The organism is Fibrobacter sp. UBA4309 (genome assembly GCF_002395745.1).
Taxonomy (GTDB): domain Bacteria; phylum Fibrobacterota; class Fibrobacteria; order Fibrobacterales; family Fibrobacteraceae; genus Fibrobacter.
Genome location: NZ_DGUN01000077.1, coordinates 51,272 through 70,998 on the forward strand (window position 1 = coordinate 51,272; position 19,727 = coordinate 70,998).

General features: G+C 53.6%; 15 protein-coding genes and 1 tRNA gene. 7 read left to right on the forward strand and 9 right to left on the reverse strand.

Going from position 1 to position 19,727, the window contains the following annotated elements; translation table 11 throughout:
• Positions 1 to 21: 21 nt before the first annotated feature.
• From speA to rbr (B3M32_RS11390), 7 genes are all read right to left on the reverse strand, one after another.
• Positions 22 to 1,920, reverse strand: coding sequence for a biosynthetic arginine decarboxylase (speA, locus tag B3M32_RS11360; protein ID WP_290746967.1), 1,899 nt, complete (start codon positions 1,918 to 1,920; stop codon positions 22 to 24).
• 122 nt (positions 1,921 to 2,042) lie between these two features.
• Positions 2,043 to 3,317, reverse strand: coding sequence for a saccharopine dehydrogenase family protein (locus B3M32_RS11365; RefSeq protein ID WP_073188957.1), 1,275 nt, complete (start codon positions 3,315 to 3,317; stop codon positions 2,043 to 2,045).
• Positions 3,318 to 3,398: 81 nt separating this feature from the next.
• The gene (locus B3M32_RS11370; RefSeq protein ID WP_290746971.1) at positions 3,399 to 4,133 is read right to left on the reverse strand and encodes a WbqC family protein; all 735 of its coding nucleotides are present in this window, start codon (positions 4,131 to 4,133) and stop codon (positions 3,399 to 3,401) included.
• Entirely contained in the window at positions 4,130 to 5,347 is a 1,218-nt protein-coding gene (locus tag B3M32_RS11375) for a hypothetical protein (protein ID WP_290746973.1), read from the reverse strand. Before B3M32_RS11375 ends, B3M32_RS11370 begins: the two co-directional genes overlap by 4 nt.
• Before the next feature lie 22 nt (positions 5,348 to 5,369).
• Positions 5,370 to 6,725 carry a radical SAM protein gene (locus B3M32_RS11380; RefSeq protein WP_290746976.1) on the reverse strand — a complete coding sequence of 452 codons (1,356 nt, stop codon included), beginning with the start codon at positions 6,723 to 6,725 and terminating at the stop codon, positions 5,370 to 5,372.
• Positions 6,726 to 7,008: 283 nt separating this feature from the next.
• Entirely contained in the window at positions 7,009 to 7,536 is a 528-nt protein-coding gene (gene rbr / locus B3M32_RS11385; protein WP_422653591.1) for a rubrerythrin, read from the reverse strand.
• The gene (gene rbr / locus B3M32_RS11390; protein WP_290746982.1) at positions 7,479 to 8,024 is read right to left on the reverse strand and encodes a rubrerythrin; all 546 of its coding nucleotides are present in this window, start codon (positions 8,022 to 8,024) and stop codon (positions 7,479 to 7,481) included. The genes rbr (B3M32_RS11385) and rbr (B3M32_RS11390) overlap by 58 nt, the downstream gene beginning before the upstream one ends.
• Before the next feature lie 214 nt (positions 8,025 to 8,238).
• Here rbr (B3M32_RS11390) and B3M32_RS11395 point away from each other — a divergent pair, with 214 nt between their 5' ends.
• From B3M32_RS11395 to putP, 6 genes are all read left to right on the forward strand, one after another.
• The gene (locus B3M32_RS11395; RefSeq protein WP_290746985.1) at positions 8,239 to 9,072 is read left to right on the forward strand and encodes a TIGR02147 family protein; all 834 of its coding nucleotides are present in this window, start codon (positions 8,239 to 8,241) and stop codon (positions 9,070 to 9,072) included.
• Positions 9,065 to 10,402 (forward strand): hypothetical protein, encoded by a 1,338-nt coding sequence (locus tag B3M32_RS11400; RefSeq protein ID WP_290746988.1) that lies wholly within the window; start codon positions 9,065 to 9,067, stop codon positions 10,400 to 10,402. The genes B3M32_RS11395 and B3M32_RS11400 overlap by 8 nt, the downstream gene beginning before the upstream one ends.
• A 164-nt stretch (positions 10,403 to 10,566) precedes the next feature.
• On the forward strand, positions 10,567 to 11,400 hold the full coding sequence (locus B3M32_RS11405; RefSeq protein ID WP_290746991.1) for a TIGR02147 family protein: 834 nt from the start codon (positions 10,567 to 10,569) through the stop codon (positions 11,398 to 11,400).
• Positions 11,393 to 12,658: a hypothetical protein gene (locus B3M32_RS11410; protein ID WP_290746994.1), complete on the forward strand. Its 1,266-nt coding sequence runs from the start codon at positions 11,393 to 11,395 to the stop codon at positions 12,656 to 12,658. The genes B3M32_RS11405 and B3M32_RS11410 overlap by 8 nt, the downstream gene beginning before the upstream one ends.
• A 78-nt stretch (positions 12,659 to 12,736) precedes the next feature.
• Complete coding sequence (gene cysK / locus B3M32_RS11415; protein ID WP_290746996.1) at positions 12,737 to 13,660, forward strand: cysteine synthase A; 924 nt, start codon at positions 12,737 to 12,739, stop codon at positions 13,658 to 13,660.
• Positions 13,661 to 13,713: 53 nt separating this feature from the next.
• Positions 13,714 to 15,255 carry a sodium/proline symporter PutP gene (gene putP, locus B3M32_RS11420; protein ID WP_290746999.1) on the forward strand — a complete coding sequence of 514 codons (1,542 nt, stop codon included), beginning with the start codon at positions 13,714 to 13,716 and terminating at the stop codon, positions 15,253 to 15,255.
• Positions 15,256 to 15,505: 250 nt separating this feature from the next.
• On the opposite strand, the gene B3M32_RS11425 is transcribed toward putP, so the two are convergent.
• Positions 15,506 to 16,459 carry a hypothetical protein gene (locus tag B3M32_RS11425; RefSeq protein WP_290747002.1) on the reverse strand — a complete coding sequence of 318 codons (954 nt, stop codon included), beginning with the start codon at positions 16,457 to 16,459 and terminating at the stop codon, positions 15,506 to 15,508.
• A 16-nt stretch (positions 16,460 to 16,475) separates the two neighbouring features.
• Entirely contained in the window at positions 16,476 to 19,052 is a 2,577-nt protein-coding gene (locus B3M32_RS11430) for a WD40/YVTN/BNR-like repeat-containing protein (RefSeq protein WP_290747004.1), read from the reverse strand.
• Between the two features lie 177 nt (positions 19,053 to 19,229).
• On the opposite strand from B3M32_RS11430, the gene B3M32_RS11435 reads away from it, so the two are divergent.
• Positions 19,230 to 19,302 (forward strand) — tRNA-Gly (locus B3M32_RS11435).
• Positions 19,303 to 19,727 lie beyond the last annotated feature (425 nt).

Below are 19,727 nucleotides of genomic sequence, written 5' to 3' on the forward strand. Positions count from 1 at the left end.
CAGCTCAAGTACCATTCCGAATTACTCCAGATACGTGTACCCGTAAAGGCCGCCGCGGTAGATGTTTAGAAATTCCTTGCCTTCTTGCAGGCTAATCTTCCCTTCCTTCACGGAGCGCGACACCCAGTTTTCCATGGTGCGCACGAGCGCCTTGTCGCTGAAGTTCACGTAGTCGAGCACGTCTTCCACGGATTCGCCGTCAATCACCTTGTCGATTTCGTAACCGCCCTTGTCGTTGCACACGATATGGACCGCGTTCGTATCGCCAAAGAGGTTGTGCAGGTCACCGAGGATTTCCTGGTAGGCGCCCACGAGGTAGACCGCGATGTAGTACGGTTCGCCGTTCTTGAGTTCATGCAGCGGGAGCGTGCGGCTCACGTCGCCACCACGGACGAACATGTCGATTTTACCATCGGAGTCGCAAGTGACATCCTGGATAGTCGTCTCGACCGTCGGTTCCTCGTTCAGGCGCTGGATAGGCATGAGCGGGAAAACCTGGTCCACGCCCCAGCTGTCGGGCAGGCTCTGGAACAAGCTGAAATTGCAGAAGTACTTCTGTGCCAAGAGGCGCGGAAGTTCGCCGAGTTCGTAAGGCGGATGGCGCAAATCCTTCGCGAGCTGGTCCACCTTGCGCACGATGCTCCAGAACAAGCGTTCGCACATGGCGCGCGTCGGCAGGTCGTAATCGCCCACCTTAAAACCATTGAGCACGTCATCATTCAGCTGGATGGCATCGTGCCAGCTTTCAAGCAGGTTCTTCGGGGTAAGTCCCTTGTAGATGCCGTACAAATCCTTCAATGCGTCGGGAGCGTCGTCGTCAATCTCGTGAGCGTTCTCGTCAAAGAACGCCTGGCCGGCGGTTTCCAGCACGTTGAATACCAATATGGAATGGTGCGCCGCAAGAGCACGGCCCGATTCCGCAATGATGTTCGGGTGCGGCACATCGCCGTTTTCGCAGGCTTCGAACATGGCATACACCACGTCGTTCGCGTATTCCTGGATAGAGTAGTTCACCGAGCTCGCATTGGAACTGCGGGTGCCGTCGTAATCAACACCGAGGCCGCCGCCCACGTCCACAAATTCAAGGCTCATGCCCATCTTGCGAATCTGCACGTAAAACTGCGAGACTTCACGCAGGCCCGATTTGATGTGGCGGATGTTCGTAATCTGGCTACCCAGGTGGAAGTGGATGAGCTTCATGCAGTCTTCCATCTTCTCCTGCTTGATGTAGTCCAGCGCTTCAAGCAGTTCGGAACTGTTGAGGCCGAACTTGCTATGGTATCCGCCAGATTCTTCCCACTTGCCGCTACCGGAACTTGCAAGCTTGATGCGGATGCCGATGTTCGGGCGCACGCCGATACGGCGGGAAAGTTCCACCACCAAGTGGAGCTCGTTCATCTTCTCGACGACGATGAAAATCTTCTTGCCCATCTTCTGCGCGAGGAGGGCAAGTTCAATGAAGTCCTCGTCCTTGTAGCCGTTGCAGATAATCAGCGAATCCGGGTTGTCCATGTTCGCGAGCACCGCATGCAGCTCCGGCTTGGAACCGGCCTCGAGACCGATGTTGTACTTTTTGCCGTGACTGACGATTTCTTCCAAAACAGCGCGTTGCTGGTTCACCTTGATCGGGAAGATGCTGTAGTAGCTTCCGTTGAAACCGTATTCCTGGCGGGACTTGTTGAAGCACTCGTTTATCTTCTCGATGCGGCTGTCCAGGATGTCCGGGAAGCGAAGCAGCATCGGGGTGGAGACGTCGCGGAGCGAAAGTTCCTGAACGAGTTCGTACAGGTCGATGTCCGGGCCGCCTTCCTTGAGCGGGTGAACTGTCGCGTGGCCCTTCTCGTTGATGTCGAAGAAGTTCACGCCCCAACCCTTGACGTTGTACAAGTCACGGGAATCGTCAATGCGCCATTTTTTCATTTTTAGGCCTCAGGTATTAAAATCTAGACGATAGACGAAAGACGATAGACGAAAGAGAATGCTTATTATGAAAGATTTTTTGAAAAAACTTTCGTCTAAAGGCGCTTGCGCCGTTCTTTCGTCTAATCCACCAGCACAGGGTTGAAGTTTTCCTTCCACGGGAGGCCGTACTTGGTGAGGGCTTCCATGAACGGATCCGGGTCAAATTCTTCCACGGTATGCACGCCCGGCTTGTTCCACTTGCCGGTAAGCACCATCATGGCGCCGCACATCGCAGGAACGCCTGTGGTGTAAGCGATAGCCTGGCTACCGAGTTCCTTGTAGCATTCCTGGTGGTCGCAGACGTTGTAGAGGTAGTAGGTCTTCGGCTTGCCGTCCTTGGTGCCCTTGAAAATGCAACCGATGTTCGTCTTGCCGACGGTGCGGGGGCCGAGGCTTGCCGGGTCCGGGAGGAGGGCCTTGAGGAACTGGATAGGCACGATTTCCTGGCCCTGGAACTTGATGGGCTGCGTGCTGAGCATGCCCACGTCTTCGAGGCAGCGCATGTGGTCGAGGTAGCTCTGGCCGAACGTCATGAAGAAGCGGATGCGCTTCACGCCCGGAATATTCTGGGCGAGCGATTCGATTTCTTCGTGGTGCAGCAGGTACATGTCCTTCTTGCCCACTTCGTCAAACACGTATTCGCGCTTGATGCTCATGGCCGGGATTTCAACCCAGTGGCCCTTGCCGTTTGCGTCGGTATCCCAGTAGCTGCCCGGAGCGGAAACTTCGCGCAGGTTGATTTCGGGGTTGAAGTTCGTCGCGAACTTGTAGCCGTGATCGCCACCGTTGCAGTCGAGGATGTCGATTTCTTCGATGGTGTCGAACTGGTGCTTCAAAGCGTAGGCGCAGTAGGCCTGGGAAACACCCGGATCAAAGCCGGAACCGAGCAGCGCCGTGAGGCCGGCCTTTTCAAACTTTTCCTTGTAAGCCCACTGCCAGCTGTAGTCGAAGTAGGCGCTGAAGCCCTGTTCCTTGCAGCGCTTGTCGTAGACCTTGCGCCATTCCGGATCGTCGATGTTTTCGGGCTCGTAGTTCGCCGTGTCCATGTAGTTCACGCCACATTCGAGGCATGCGTCCATGATGGCGAGGTCCTGGTACGGGAGCGCGATGTTCATCACCAGGTCGGGCTTGTATTCCTTGATGAGCTTAGAGACATTTTCGGCCTTGTCCGCATCCACGGCGGCAGTCGTGATGACCGTCTTCGTGTTCGGGCGCAGTTCCTGGGCGAGCTTCTCGCAGTTTTCGCGGTGGCGGCTAGCGATGCAGATTTCGCTGAACACTTCGCTTGCCGTGCAGCACTTCTTGATAGCAACCGTGGCGACAGCGCCACAACCGATAATCAATGCTCTTGCCATTTTTCGTTTTTACCTCATTATGGAATTGTTAGCCCCATAAATTTAGGAACTTTTACGCAAGGCGAATGATGCACGTCAAGATTAAAACCACAAATGAGGCTTGTCCTGCCGCGAAGTCTCCTTCTCGATAAAGCTACAATCGACCAGCATCTCTTTTATTGCATCCAGCGGATTGAACATGATGACATCCAAAATCGAGAGTCCCGGAACGAATTCGTTAGAGAACTGCTTGTATGGCCGGATATTGGGGTGTATGAACTTCAACGAGACCCCGTGCTTCTCGAAGTCTTCAAAATGGTACAGGTCCTGCCCGCCTACGGCGTTTATGTAGGTGTCGCCCCCAAGCCGTTGGCAGAAGTCATAGATGCGGTATTCCCGCTTGAAATTGTCGTTTCCCGTTATTTCTGAACTTTTTACGAATTTCGTGTTTATTCCGAGATACAGGCAGACAGCCTTTATGGAATGGAAAAGGAACTCTGCGACATTGCGCTCGGGATAGTTCAATATTTCCTTGATGAGTGCGTAACCTGCATCGAATTGCGGGGCCCTGCAATAAGCGTAGTAGATTGTGTTCAGTTTCTGAGAAACGTTAAAGTCCGTGAATTCTGTTTCGTTTATCTTCTTGAACGAACTGATATGCTTTACTTCTAGGCCCCAAAAGAAAGGTTTGCCACAAACGAGAATTCGGTTCCGTTGAATCCACCCGTGCTTGATGAAATTGTAATTATCGCCAATCAGGAACAGGTCGACAGCATTGACGAGCTGCCAGAAGCCGATATACGGGAAAAAATAGGGCTGGTTTCCAGCGATAATCAAAGCACGTCTCCGCAAGAAATGATACGCTCATCGTTTGTCACTACAGGGAACGCCTTGCGATCGTCGACCATGTTTGTCACCGGGCAACTGGACGTACGGAAAAGCCCGGAATCGAAATACTTGTCATCGATGCAAAGCATCATGCCGCAAATGTAATCGTCAAAAGGAGTCCCTTCCCATACGGTGCGGTACGTTTTCTGGTGCAAGAACGGTTGGATAATCATGTCCTTGACGTCACCCCCATCAAAGAGCGCCTTCCAATCACTTTCGCTTGTCAGCGGACCCGCATAAACCTTTTCGCTCTTGCCCAAGCGGTAATGCTTCAAGATATAGGCATCCTTGTTCGCATACGCTTTTTCTAGAATCCCGGCCGAAGCCTTGTCCTTGCAAATGTACGTTTCGATAGCATGCGCCCTTAGGAATTCCGCCTCCTTGTCTGTCAAGAACTTCTGCGTAAATTCGGGCGTGTACCAGAGTTGCATGAACCGCTTGTCGTGTATCACGAATACCGTGCGGAAATCGTTGTACATTCGGGAATCGACCATGGCCTTGATGGTGTCCATGGAATAGCTGAGGATATCCTTCTGGTTCAATGCGCTGATGACGAATTTTCCGTTCCAGTCGTTCACGCGCGCTTCGACCTCGTCGGCTTCCAGGATGGTGACCTTTTTTCCGAAGTGCTCGTAGAAAGGCTTATACAGCTTGATTTCGGAAGTCTTATCGGAACTCTTGAGCACAAAGATTTCGTCCTTGTCACCGACGATTTCCAGTGCGCTTTGCATCATCTGCTCGTAAAGCGATTCCCTGTGGCATCCGGGGTGCTTTTCCATAAACTTGTTGGCGGCAGCCTCGGCAAAGTACGACATGAATATCCCGTGTCCGAAGAATCGGCTTGTAATCTCACAAAGCTTGAGTTCCCCGTCATCGGCAATCAAGTAATCGGGCCGGAACGTTCCCGCCAAGAACGGATACCTGCTCTGGTATTCGAGGATTTCCATTTCCTTTTCGGAAAGCGGCATGTACTTGTCCGTAAATTCGGCATAGTTGGCCGCCATATATTCAACGCACTTGTAGAGGACGCGGTGCATCTCGCGCAGTTCTTCGTTGCGTTCCGGGGTAATGACCAGAGGTTTTTCGTGATACCACCTGTGGTAATAGCTTTCCTGGTCGCCGAACAACCCGTTACAGACTTCCCAAAAGTTAGTCTTTGCCATCATAAACCTTCATTACGGGTTGCTATTTCTGGAACAGCTTGGACTGGTATCCAAGGCACTGGAACCCGTTCTGGTTTATAATGGGGATGAGCGTGTTCGGAATCTGTAACTGCTTGCGAACCCAATAACAAATACTGGTCGACATGCCGAGCGTCTGCGTGTAATCCATCATCCGCTTGATAGCGGCGATGCAGAGTTCCCTTTCGGGGGCAGTGCGCCCGCGTTGCTTGCGGTGGTCAGCATTGCTGGGTTTCAGGTAGACTTCGTAAAGTTCTCGTTCCAGATTCTTGTCAAAGTGCCCGAGCCACTGCCCGAGCATGGCCAGGTTCTCCATGCAGGCGGTCAGGAATTCCGGCTTGTAGTTGATAATGCCTGCGTCGTGCAACTTGTCGAAAAATTCCTTGATATGTTCGTCGGTAAGGTAGGGCATGACAATCGGCTGGATAAGCGCCGAATTCGCCTGAATTCCACGTTCACGGCACAGCTTCACGGATTGCAAGCGTTCATCAATGGGAGCCGCAAAGGGTTCCAGCAGGTTCCTGAACTCGGTGGGCATAATGGAAACGCTGGTATTGAACTGCATCTTCCCCTTGAGCTGTTCGAAAAGGTCGAGGATGGTTTCGCCCTCGTACTCGTACATCAAGTGCTTGGGGCCGGATTTCGATGCGATAAAGAGCCTCGCATTGGAATCGGGATGTTTCTTGAAGTGTTCAATGAATTCCTTCAGAATCCTGTGCGCAATGCCGGTCTGTACCGTCGGTTCCTGGAAAGCTTCCGTCTTGGGCGAGAAGTAGTAATAGTGGTTCCAGTTCTTGCCGCGGCTCAGCCCTACGATTTTCGCTTCGATTTCCTGCTTGCGTTCCGGAGCTTCCTCGATGGCGGTCGCGAGGTCCTGCAGAAGGACGTTCTTCTTGTGGATATCCTCTTCGGTCACCGGGCCCCAGGGGTCTCCATTCATGTCTTCGAGCAGTTTGCGCACGTACAGGTGGTAGTTCTCGTAAGCGACCAACTTCTGTTCATGGACGCCGTCGGTCACCAAGCAGTACTGGCAGCCGACATTGCAGCCCTTGATGGGATTGATTTCGAATGTGAGCGTCGGGCAGCGGCCCGTGTAGTTGTGGATTTCCGTCTGAACCTTTTCGGGGTCGATGTCTTCGAGATAGAGCTTCGATACGGGAATGACGGTCCTATTCTTCACGCGCTCCATGAAAACTTTCGAACCGCGTGTAAGGCCCTCGAGGGTACTTTCGGAAGGTTCTACCTTGACGCCGAGATTATCCAAATACGCTTTGTCAACAACCGCCGGCGAAAACTCCTTAAGGTTATAGACATCCGTGTCATGGGAATAAAACGGCTTAAACTCAACAAAATCATTCATTTAATATTTCTCTTTCTTTTCTCATTTTTTTGTTTATTTGCTTATTGCAATAAATTAATAAAAAATTTCGCCGGGATTACTCCCGACGAAAAACATCTTGATATTTTTTGTAATTGCGCTAAAGCGCATTACTCGTCACCTCGGTCATGTCAGACTGCAAGCAGTCTGCCGCGACACTCGGCTCCCTCCGTGAGCAACAAACGCCTCGTATTAACGAGGCGTGGTTGCGAGAGCGAGTGAGAAATCGGAGGTTCCTCACCCGAGACGACGAACGAGCGGTCTCTTAATAGTTTTCAGCAGTAACTTCGAAGAAGGACTGCGGGTGGGCGCACACCGGGCATGCGGCCGGGGCCTTGGTGCCCACGACGATGTGACCGCAGTTGCGGCATTCCCACACCTTGACTTCGCTCTTCTCGAACACGGCGGCAGTTTCCACGTTCTTGAGCAAAGCGCGGTAACGTTCTTCGTGGCGCTTTTCGATGGCGGCGACCATGCGGAACTTGTTGGCGAGAGCCTTGAAGCCTTCGGCCTCGGCGGTCTTCGCGAAGTCTTCGTACATGTCGGTCCATTCGTAGTTCTCGCCGTCGGCGGCAGCCTTCAGGTTTGCAGCGGTATCGCCGATGCCTTCCAGTTCCTTGAACCACAGCTTGGCGTGTTCCTTCTCGTTGTCGGCGGTCTTCAGAAACAGCTCGGCAATCTGTTCGTAACCTTCCTTCTTTGCGCAGCTGGCGAAGTAGGTGTACTTGTTGCGNNTTAATAGTTCTGTGCCAGAACCTGGAAGTAACTCTGGGGGTGATTGCACACGGGGCATACGTCCGGTGCCTCTTTCCCAACCACAATGTGGCCGCAGTTGGCGCACTGCCAGATGGCGTCACCATCCTTGGAGAACACCTTCTTGCCGTTTACGTTCTCAAGGAGCTTGAGGTAGCGCTCCTCATGGTGGCGCTCAATCTCTCCAACCATCTCGAACTTGGCGGCAATCTCATCGAAGCCTTCCTCGCGGGCTTCGCGGGCCATGCGGGCGTACATGTCGGTCCATTCGCAGTTTTCGCCTTCGGCGGCTGCTGCAAGGTTTTCGGCCGTTGTTGGGATGTCTCCGCCGCAGAGGTACTTGAACCAGATCTTGGCGTGCTCCTTCTCATTGGCAGCGGTTTCCTCAAAGAGGGCTGCAATCTGGACGTAACCTTCCTTCTTTGCCTTTGAGGCGAAGTAGGTGTACTTGTTGCGGGCCTGGGATTCACCTGCGAAGGCGGCCTGGAGGTTCTTTTCGGTCTGGGTTCCGGCGTACTTGTTTGCCATATTGTATCCTTTTGTGAATTGTGTCTCTTTGTCCTGCTAATGTAGATTATTTTGGCTTCAAAAAACAACACTTGACTCCAAATTATACGGATTGTATAATTTAGAATTATAAATTGAAATTTTCTATGAAATTTTTGCGTTTTTCAGTCAATTTTCTCGTTTTTGTATAATTCAAAGTATTGACTTCCGGAAAAAACAAACCTATTTTATAAGCATGAGACCCATTACCGAATACAAGGATTACCGCCTCTTTATGCAGGACTTTTACGATTACCGTAAAAGTCACGGCGCATTCTCCTGGCGCGAGTTCTGCAAGCTCGCCGGGTTCACCTCGCCGAACTTCCTTAAGCTCGTCTGCACGGGGCAAAGCAGCCTGAGCAAAATCAAGATCGCCCCGGTCGCAAAAGCCATGGGACTCACCGGATACGAGTGCGAATACTTCACCCATCTCGTCAACTTCGGGAACGCCACGAAGGATTCCGTCAAAAAAGCGGCTCTCCTCGAAATGGAACGCATCGCGCGGGAACACAAGGTTCGCGTCGTCGACAGCGACGCCTTCCAGTACTATGAATCCTGGAAGTATCCCGTAATCCGCGAACTCGCACCGATGATGCCGGGGGCACGTCCGCGTGACATCGCCGAGGAATGCAAGGAATACGTTTCCGCCGAAGAGGTCCGCGACATTCTCGCCTTCTTGGTGAAGGCCGGATTCCTCAAGAAAGACGGCGAGAAAGTCTATTCGCAAACCGAGCAGAGCGTCATCGGTTCACCGGAAGCCCTCCCCATCGCCATCCGCGCGATGCACAAGGAGATGGGCAACATGGCCGTGCGTGCGGTGGACCGCTACAATACAAGCGAGAGGTTCATCGCCGGGGCAACACTCGGCGTATGCGAGGAAGCCTACAGCCGCATTGTCGAAGAGGTGAGCAACTGCTGCAAGAAGGTCGTCGACATCGCAAACGAGTACAAAGACCTGAACCAGGTCTACCGAATCAATTTTCAATTTTTCCCTTGCACGGGCAAGGTGAAGGAGGAGCACCATGCTTAACAAGAAACTTATCGTCGCCGGGAGCATCGCGCTAGTCGCGCTCGCCGCCTGTTCCTCGGACGAAGCATCGACCGCCGGGGCGACAGTAGACCCGAACGCCATCGCAGAGAACGACTCCATTGTCTTTGAAGGCGACAAGCCCATCATTCCCGAACTCATGGATCATTGTTACTCAAACCAAGACAGCGCCACCAATCTCTGCGGTGCAGACCAAGATTTCTCCTTCTACTCAAAAATCACCGCATTCGAGACAGAACCGACTTCCCTAAGCAGCGACATGGACAGTCTTGATGTCAAGCTCTACGACAAGGAAAATGGAGCGGCAGCGACCTGCGCCGCAGGCGACCAGTCCTTCGATGCCAAGTTCAAGATGGAAGCAAGATACGGCTTTATCTTCAAGACATTGACAATGCACAATGTCGGAGCCGCCTGCGACAGCATTCTCCAGGAGTTCCAGAATGCATGCAACACCAACCCGAAAATTACCGTAATAGGCGGTTACAGTGGTTTCTGCACTTCAACGGGAGACTTGTACGCTTTCTGCGCCGATTTAAGCCATCTTACATTGGAATGCTCTGAACCCGAAGCTGACGGGACAAAGAAATGCCATGTAAAACGGGATTCCACGACAGCTCTCGACACGAACCACTTTATCCAGGACTTCGTAAAGAAATCCGAAAGCATCTGTACCGACATTAGCACCGGCAAGCTTGACGTTTCGGACTTTGACCCCATCGAAGATTACTGGACTCCCGGGCATAACCCCATTGACCACCTCGACACAAGCAACAAGGGAGAACCGATCGATACATCATCGTTCACTCTGGAAAAATATGCGGAGCAATTCGCGGATATTTCCGAAGAAATTACGTTCGACAGCCTCGTACTCGCCTACCGCATTCTGCCGACAAGCGAAATTGTTCTCGATACGGGTTCATACACCATCAGGGAGCCCTCACCCGCCGAAGTCGCCAAGTACTTCCCGATGACAACGGCCATTACCGGAGAAAATTTCAATTCCGAGCACTGCGATATCTACACAGTCGCCATGTCAGGGTACCAATCCTTAGCCATAATTCTGACGCATATCGAATATGAATACGTCAAATACGCGCTTATCTTCGCCGGCGGAGACTGCAAAAAAGATGGAGACTTCGCGCAAATCTTCCTTATAAAAGACTGCACAGGCGAATTCGATGAGTATGCGATGACATTTGCAGGTGGCGACTTCTTCGAAAACACTCCATGGACATGCGACGAGAACGGAGTCCCCCCCGGCAGAGAGAACGGCCCCTACGGCGAATGGTACCGCGCAAACTTGCGTCAATAAAAATCCCCTTTCGGCACTAAAAAACACGGAATGATACGTAATGTATCATTCCCATTTATTTTCTGCATTTTTCTTTTGATTTTTGCCGATTTTTCTTCAAATTTTTCATTTTCGTATCATTCCAACTATTGCACATTTCGATTTTTCTAGGTAGATTTATAGACATGAAACCAATCACCGAATACAAAGACTACCGCAAGTTTATGCAGGACTTCTACGACGAGCGCAAGCGTACGGGCGCTTTCTCGTGGAGGGAATTTTCGAAACTTGCCGGATTCGCCTCGCCCACGTACCTCAAGCTGGTATGCGAAGGCAAGAGCGGACTGAGCAAGGTCAAGATGAAACAGGTATCCAAGGCGATGGGGCTCACCGGATACGAAGAGGAATACTTCTCCCTCCTCGTGGTCCTGGCCAAGGCGACCAAGGATGCCGACAAAAAGGAGGCTCTATTAAAAATGGAGAAGATTGCCACAGAACACAAGGCTCGTGTCGTCGACAGTGACGCCTTCCAGTACTATGAATCCTGGAAGTATCCCGTGATACGCGAGCTCGCGCCGATGATGCCGGGGGCACGTCCGCGTGACATTGCCGAAGAATGCAAGGAATATGTTTCCGCCGAAGAAGTCCGCGATATCCTCGCCTTCCTGGTGAAGGCCGGATTCCTCAAGAAAGACGGCGACAAGATTTATTCGCAAACCGAACAGAGCGTCATCGGCTCACCGGAAGCCCTCCCCATTGCCATCCGCGCGATGCACAAGGAGATGGGCAACATGGCCGTGCGCGCAGTGGACCGCTACAGCGCAAACGAGAGGTACTTCACGGGCATGACCATCGGCGTGAACGAAACAAACTATGCGCGCATCGTCGCCGAAATCGACGCCTGCGCCAAGAGAATCGCCGCCATCGCAAACGAAGGCGACAACCTGGACCAGGTCTACGGTCTCAACTTTCAACTTTTCCCATTTACTAATAAAACAAAAGGAGCGAACCATGCTTAACTTCAAGAAGAATCTTTATATCGCAAGTGCACTCGCCCTTTGCGCACTTTCCGCCTGCTCCTCGGACAATCCCTCGTCTGCAGGTTCCACGACTATCCCTAACGCCAACACCGACCCGAGCGGCAGTACGCAAAATACCGAAATCGCCCAGATTGTCTTCATGACGGCAGCGACATCGGTCGACTCCCTGCAAGGCGGCGAACTGAAGGCCTTCGAAAAAGAAAACGGAGCCTCGGCAAGCTGTAGCGCCGACGGGAAAACCTATTCCTCCGAAATCCAGATCGACAAGAACAATATGGTCGTCACACATCTCAAGCTGGAGAATACCGGCAACCTGTGCGAAGGCATTCTCATCCGCTTTAACGAATCGTGCGGAACGGATGTCGTTTCGTGGGCAAAATGTGACGACAAGGGAAATCTGGAAGTCTTCTGCGGAGACCACCGCATGACAAATTTCACCAAATGTACCGCAACCAATCCGCCCAGCTGTACCACGAAGGAGGCCGACACCACCATTACCTTCGGCATGCTTGTAAGCGATTTTTCTGCCAGCGCAAGCGACATCTGCAACAAGATTTCTGAAGGGGCAGAGAGCTCTTACGGCAGGTTCGTAATACCGACATCGACAAGCATCAGCGACAATTCCAGTTCTAGCATCGAGGCCGAATCGAGCAGCAGTGAAAAAACGACTCCGCAACTTATCGACGAATACGGGAACCCCGTTACCGAAATCGATACCGCAAAATTCACACTAGACAATTACACGGCACAATTCACAGACGAGGCAAGCGAACTCATGTTCGACAGCCACGTGTTGGCCTATAACGGATCTTCCGCATACAGTTTAGATTTTCATGATTCCGCCCCAACAATCAAGGAAATCACCACAGATAAAGTCGCCGAATACTTCCCGTTGACCGCAGCCGTTGCAGGGGAAAAAATCAACCCGGACAACTGCAAACTGTACATTGTCGTTGTCAACGACGGAGGCCAACCCACGGGGCATGTGCTAGGCAAAGCCTCCGAAGGCAGCGTTGAAGTTTACGGCGTTCATCCGGGTGGTCGTTGCATGATCTCGCAAGCCATGCTGACAGTCTCGTTCCTTGTGCAGGATTGCGACGGGCTCATTGACGAAAACGCAACCATCTCTCACAAGAGTTTTACAAGCAACACGTGGGCATGTGAAGAAGGAAAATACAGCCCGACCAAGAAAGCGGTCGCCTACGGCGAATGGTACCGCGCCGACTTGGCAAAATAAATCCAGTATAAAGTCTCTCTCTAAAAAATAATACTAGATTGTTATCCGTTGCGGCACCTGTCGCGACGGAGTTTTTTTATGGCAATCTACAACAGCATTCTCGAAACCATCGGCAACACGCCGCTCGTACGCATCAACAAGCTGAACAAGGGCGAGGCCGAAGTCTACGTAAAACTCGAAAGTTTCAACCCGCTCGGCAGCGCGAAGGACCGCGTGGCTTTCAACATGATCGAACGTGCCGAAAAGGAAGGCAAGCTCAAGCCGGGGGCGCTCATCATCGAACCGACCAGCGGCAATACGGGCGTGGGCCTTGCCTACGTGGGTGCGGTGAAGGGCTACAAGGTGGTGCTCACGATGCCCGATTCCATGAGCATGGAACGCAGGCTGCTCTTGAAGGCGCTTGGGGCCGAGGTCGTATTGACCGAAGGCGCGAAGGGCATGGCCGGCTGCATCGAGAAGGCGAATGAGATTGCGGCGCAGAACCCGGGAAGCTTTATCCCGCAGCAGTTCGAGAATCCGGCAAACCCGGAAGCGCACTACCTCACGACGGGTCCCGAAATCTGGAACGATACCGAGGGCAACGTGGACGTGTTTATCGCGACGGCGGGCACGGGCGGCACCGTAAGCGGCACGGCGAAGTACCTCAAGGAAAAGAACCCGAACGTCTACGTGATTGCGATTGAACCCGATGACTCCCCGATGATTAGCAAGGGTGTTGCGGGTCCGCACAAGATACAGGGAATCGGAGCGAACTTTATCCCGAAAATCTATGACCCGAAGGTGGTCGACGAGGTGTACCTCACCAGCACGGAGAAGGCCGGGAACGCGGCCCGAGCGGCAGCAAGCGAAGAAGGCATCTTCGTCGGGATTTCGTCGGGTGCCGCTTTGGAATGCGCCCTCACGGTGGCAAAACGCCCCGAATTCAAGGGCAAGAGAATCGTGGCACTCCTCCCCGACACCGGCGAGCGTTATCTGAGCACCTGGCTCTGGACGGAAAAGTAGTCCGTATAGTTATATTTCAATAAACAAGTATTCGAAAAAAGGAGATTCACCAAATGGTCATTACCGTATTTATCCTGTACCTGCTGATGATGCTCGGTATCGGATTCTACTTTTCCAAGAAGGCGAACAGCCTGAACGCCTACTACCTGGGCAACCGCGGCATGAACAAGTGGGTCGTGGCCATGTCCGCACAGGCCTCCGACATGAGCGGCTGGCTTTTGATGGGCCTTCCGGGCGCCATCTTCGTGAGCGGTTTCTCCGAAGCGTGGATCGGCATCGGCCTCGTCATTGGCACGTACCTCAACTGGAAAATCGTGGGCCGCAGGCTCCGCAAGTACAGCCACTTCTGCGGCGACTCCATCACGCTACCCGACTTCTTTGCGAACCGCTTCCGCGACAACAAGGGTATCATCCGCGTTATCGCCTCGATTTTCATCCTCGCGTTCTTCCTGTTCTACACGGTTTCGGGCTTTGTGGCTAGCGCGAAACTCTTCGGCACCATCTTCGGCATGGACTACACCACGGGCCTTATCATCGGTGCGGTCGTCGTGGTGAGTTACACCTTCATGGGCGGCTTCTTTGCCGTGTGCTGGACGGACTTTATCCAGGCGACCATGATGCTCATTGCCGTCGTCGCCATTCCCTCGATTATCATGGCCGGCTCGGGCGGTTTTGCGGCCACCATGGATGCCGTGAACGCGCAGAATCCCTACCTGATGAGCCTGTTCACGAACGCTACCACCGGCAAGTCTATCGGCCTGATTGCGTTGATTTCTAGCCTCGCGTGGGGTCTCGGCTATTTTGGCATGCCGCACATCCTGGTACGCTTCATGAGCATCAAGAACGCCGAAGACATCAAGTTCTCCCGCCGCGTCGCCATGACCTGGGTTTCCATCTGCCTCGGTGCCGCCATCATGATTGCCATTCTCGGTCGCTATTACGTGGAAGCGAACGGCATCACCGTCGCCGACCCCGAACGCATCTTCATGATTTTGTGCCAGACGCTCTGCCACCCGGCTGTCGCCGCCATCCTCATGGCCGCCATCCTCGCCGCCATCATGAGCACCGCCGACTCGCAATTGCTGGTTTCCGCTTCTGCATTCAGTAACGACCTCTACAAGCACCTGTTCCGCAAGAACGCGAGCAACAAGGAAGTCATGTGGGTGAGCCGCGGCGTGGTCGTGGCGATTACGGTTATCGCGGTCATCGTCGCCATGCAGGGGGCGCCCAGCGCCAACGGCGCTGCACAGGGCAAGAGCTTCCTCGACGTGGTGATGAGTCTCGTGAGCTTTGCCTGGGGCGGATTTGGCGCCTGCTTCGGTCCGATTATGCTCCTTGCCCTGTTCTGGAAGCGTACCACGCTTCCGGGCGCCATCGCAGGCATGCTCGTGGGCGGTATTACCGCATTCGTGTGGAAGTTCTACCTCTCCGGATTCTCCGCCGAAATCTTCCAGATTTACGAGCTCGTTCCCGGATTCGTGCTTAGCTTCGCCACCATCGTCATCGTGAGCCTCTGCACCAAGGCCCCGAGCAAAGAGATCATCGAAGAATTCGAACAAGTAGATAAAACAAGATTAAGTGATATAAAGTTATAAATTCAGGACGACAAATGCGTAAGGCGAGAGTCGCAGCCATGCTTGCATGGATATGACCGAGCCTAGCATTTGGTACTTGAGCGTAGCGAAAGTACAATTCGATGCTGTGGAACACACGCGCCTGAGCGATATGAAGCTGTAATTCAATTGGCGCTTGAGCGCTGCGAAAGTACAAAAAAGGCCTGCTCACAAGCAGGTCTTTTCATTTTCTAGAGTTTCATCCCGTATTGGGAACGCGATTCCACTAGGCTTACTCGATATCCTTAACTGTGCAGTCCATGGACTCGCCCGCCTGTGAGGTAATCGTGCTGTCGGTACCCACAGAATAGATGAACATCGAAAGCGATGCATCCTCTTCGCGTAACGGGAGCATCAGCAACGTGGAACGCTGGATATCGTAGTGACCTTCATGCTTGTTCACCACATTGTTGTCGACCGAAGTTTCATAGGCGTACGAACTATCGAGGAATTTAAAAATTTTCGTAGAATCGCCGTCAGAGCATTCATAAATCTTGTTCTGAATCGCTTCGGCCTTGGAGACCTTGCTCTTCTGGACAGCGACGCTGGCCTTGATGGCTTCGCTGTAATCGCCACCGTCTACAGAGTACAGAATTGTGTCGTCTTCATCGGCATTGTCGGCTTCTTTGACGACGAACGACATCTTGAAGCCCTTGTTCACCTTTTCCACAATCTTATTGGCAGCATCGGTTTCGCGATACTGTACGCCGCTATTGCCCGCTTCAAAACTCACCACGCCATCGGCAAAATCCGTATAGGTAGCCACCCACAATTCGTCCGGAATGCGAAGAGCCAGAACGCCCTGCTTGCTGCCGGTCGACAGGTAGACTGTCTGGTCGAACAGCTTGAGTTCGTGGTTTTTCTGTAAATCGGTGAGTTTCGCAGCGTGAGTACCTTCCGGAAGCACTATCGAAGATGAAGATACTTCAGAAGACGAAGACTTCGGAGACTCGCTCGAAGAGGACTTTTCTTCGCTCACGCTAGAAGACGACTTGGAATCTTCCTTAGCTGAAGACGAAGACTTGGCATCGCCCTTTTCAGAAGAGGAAGAGTCATCGCCTTCTTCCACGGAGGAAGAGGATTCTTCAGCAGAAGGGTCCGCAGAAGCGGAAGAGCTGTCGTCACCGCATGCTGCGAACAGCAATGCGGAAAAAACAAATACGGGAAGAATTTTCTTGCATTTCATGCGCCCAAATATAGATTTACTTTATTTGGAGCAACTTGACTGCAAGAGGTTTACCCGTAGAATTGAGCAGTTTCGCCACGTAGCGGCCGGCGGGGATCGATTCAAGCGATACGGAGGCGTTGCCATGAACCGATTCCGTGAGGAGCGTCTTGCCGTTCACGGAGAATAGGGCAAGCATACCGTCCATCGGCGCCGTCACATGGAGCGTACGCTTCTCCTGATGCAGGCGGGGCGATACAGGCAAGGCAATCTGTCTGTTTCCCAAAACAATATCCGTACCTTCGGGAGCGCCGACAATCGTACCGCGGCCCACGGTGCTCATGTACACCACGCCGAAGTTGTTCATGTCGCCCTGCACAAAGTTCCCGTTACCCGGGCCGCCGAACTGGTGCTTGTCGTCGTTGATGCGTTCGAACGTCTTGCACTTGTCGGTACTGCGGTAGATTCCAATCGGGTCGCCTTCCTTCGCGGCACCCCAGATAAATATCGTCTCGTAGTCGGCTCCTTCCTTGGCCTTGCCGATACCCACCGCAATGGCAGTCTTTGCACCTTCGCAGCGCGTCCAGTCCTTGCCGCCGTTCTCGCTGTAGGCAAGCCCGTTCTCGCTGAAGCCCTTCGGGAGCCACATCTGCGCCTGGTCCATCGGGACCCACACGTGGCCTTCCCTGCCCGGCACCGTGCGGATAAGGCCGCCACCGTTGTAGTATTCGCCCGTGGCATCGTTCTGCAGGCGCGCACCGTATTTCGCGAAGCTCTTGCCGCCGTCATCGGAGCGGTACAGGTTCGCCTGCGCATCCATCACGTAGAACACATCCGGATTCACGGGGTCCGCAACAATGCGGGAATTCTGCGTCTGCCCGCCGTCGAGTTCCACCGCGGTCCAGGTCGCGCCGTTATCGGCGGAGCGGTACGTGGTCGAGCCCATCTCGGGCCGGTGCAGCATCACCTTGCCGTCGGCGGAGAGCACCACCATACCCTTCGGGCCCTTGAGCGTAGTCTTCACGCTGTCCCATGTCTTGCCCATGTCGTCGCTGCGGTACATCACGTTGTAGTTGATGCTCTCGTACTGGCCGTAGACCGTAATCACGCCCGTGCGCAGCAGGCTACCGCTGAGCGGCGCGAAGGCCATCGTCTCGGTGGAGCCGACCGTCGGCGTGTGCCTCTGGGCGCTCGCATTGATATCGGTATAGACGGCGCCGTCGTAGTCGCCAATCGCGGTCACCAGCGGGCCGCCCGGAATACTCACGATATCGAGCGGGACGGTCTCCTCGATGCCGCGGGACATGAACTTCCACACGGGCACCTTCGCGGTGATGTCGTCGGTCATGAATATGCCATTGCCGCTCGTGACCCATGCCTGCTTGTTGTCGAACGGGTTAATCTCGAGCGAACCCGCCCAGTGGATGGCGTTGCCCGGAATCCAGTCCGTGCCGTTCGCGTCGATGTTGATGCCGTCGCCGTAATGCTGGCCGTGATTCCACGTCTTGCCGCCATCCGTGGTCGTGTAGATGCGGTCGCCGTAGTTGTCGCGTTCGTTGCCCGCAGCATCCTTCGCAAGGTGGCGACCGGTATACTTGCCCAGCGTCGAAATCACGATGTGGTTCTTGTCCTTCGGGTCAATCGCGACACCGCCGTAGGAACTCTTGTCTTTTTCGTAACTCTTGGTAGTGCTCCCTTCGTGCTCCACCGAATCGCTCGGGGTGAGATCGGTCCAGGTGCCACCCGCGATGTTGTACTTGTAGAAGGCTCCGCTGTTAATGCTATGCGGGCCCGGGCCGTCGGCAAAAGTGATGAACATGTCGCCATCGACAATCTTCGCGCGGTGGGGCATCAGGCCGGTAGGTACTCCCGAAACAGTCTTCCACGTAGCACCGCCGTCGTTACTCACCTGCAGGTTGTCTTTCGTGTCAGAAATACCGATATAGATTGTCTTGGTCGAGCCGTCGGCGTTCTTGCCCTGCGATTCGTCGAACATCACGAAGCTGATTCCGTTCACACCGTTCAGGCTCGATTCCTTCGCATCGGAAAGCGCGACCTTGTAGGCGCTCGTCCACGTCTTGCCGTAGTCGGTACTCTTGTAGAGGCCCTTCGTGCGGCTCCCGCAGAAGATAATGTTCGGCTTGTTCGGGTCCACCGCGAGCTTTTCGCCGGTCTGGCGGCCCATGCCGTTGCCGTGGGCGAGCATTTCCACGTAGCTCGTGTCCCAGGTGGCACCGTAGTCCTCGCTCCGGAGCACGGCAGTCCGGCCCTGGCTAAAGTATCCCGTACCCGCGAGCACGTAGATGCGTTTCGGGTCCGTCGGGTCGAGTGCGAACGCCTCGGTACCATAGAGGCCCTTGTCATTCTCCGAGATCCAGTCCATCAGCGGGATCCACCTCTTGTTCTCGAAATCGAAGCGGTAGATGCCGCCCACGTCGGTACGCGCATAGAGCACATTTTCGGCCTTCGGGTGGAAGATCACCGCCGACACGAAGCCACCGCCATCGAAGCGGACATTGCCCCAGTTGTAGTTTTCGGCCTGCGAGAGGCCCGCACCCGCCGCGACCAGCGCAGCGCCCAGCATCAATTTTTCGAACATAGTCTTACCAAACATAAAGGTACAACACCCCCATACACCGGATATGAAAATATATTATCGGGCTGCGATTCGCCCCGAAATGCTGCCAGGTCGCCCCAAAAGCGTTTATGCAAACACAACGGGCCCGAAAAGCGATGCAAAAAACGCAAATCCCTTTACAAAAAGGCTTTTTTTGTTAAATTTGGAACACTCGCGGGAGTAGCTCAGTTGGTAGAGCGCGACCTTCCCAAGGTCGATGTCGAGGGTTCGAGACCCTTTTCCCGCTCTAAAAAAAGAAAAACCACCTCAAGGGTGGTTTTCTTTTTTTATGCGCGGGAGAAAAAGGTGGCGAGAAGCATCGAAGAGGGTTCGGCACAAAAGTGCCGTGGGCACGAAGTGACCATGTAATAGGCACTTTTTGAGCTTGATGCGAGTCCCACGAGCATCGAGCCCGTAGGGTTGACAATCAGCCGCGTAGCGGTGTCTGATTGGCAACAAACCCTTTTCCCGCTCTAAACGAGACCGCAGCCCAAGGCGGTTTCTTTTTTTGTTTTGATGGGGGAAGTCTCCCCCTGGCTTCATACTAGACGAAAGAACGCTTCGCCTTCGGCTTCGCTATAGACGATAGACGAAAGATAAAATGAAAAACCTATCGTCTTTCGTCTATTATTCCGCCACCCCCCACGCTGAAGTGAACCCCAAAAGTTGGAC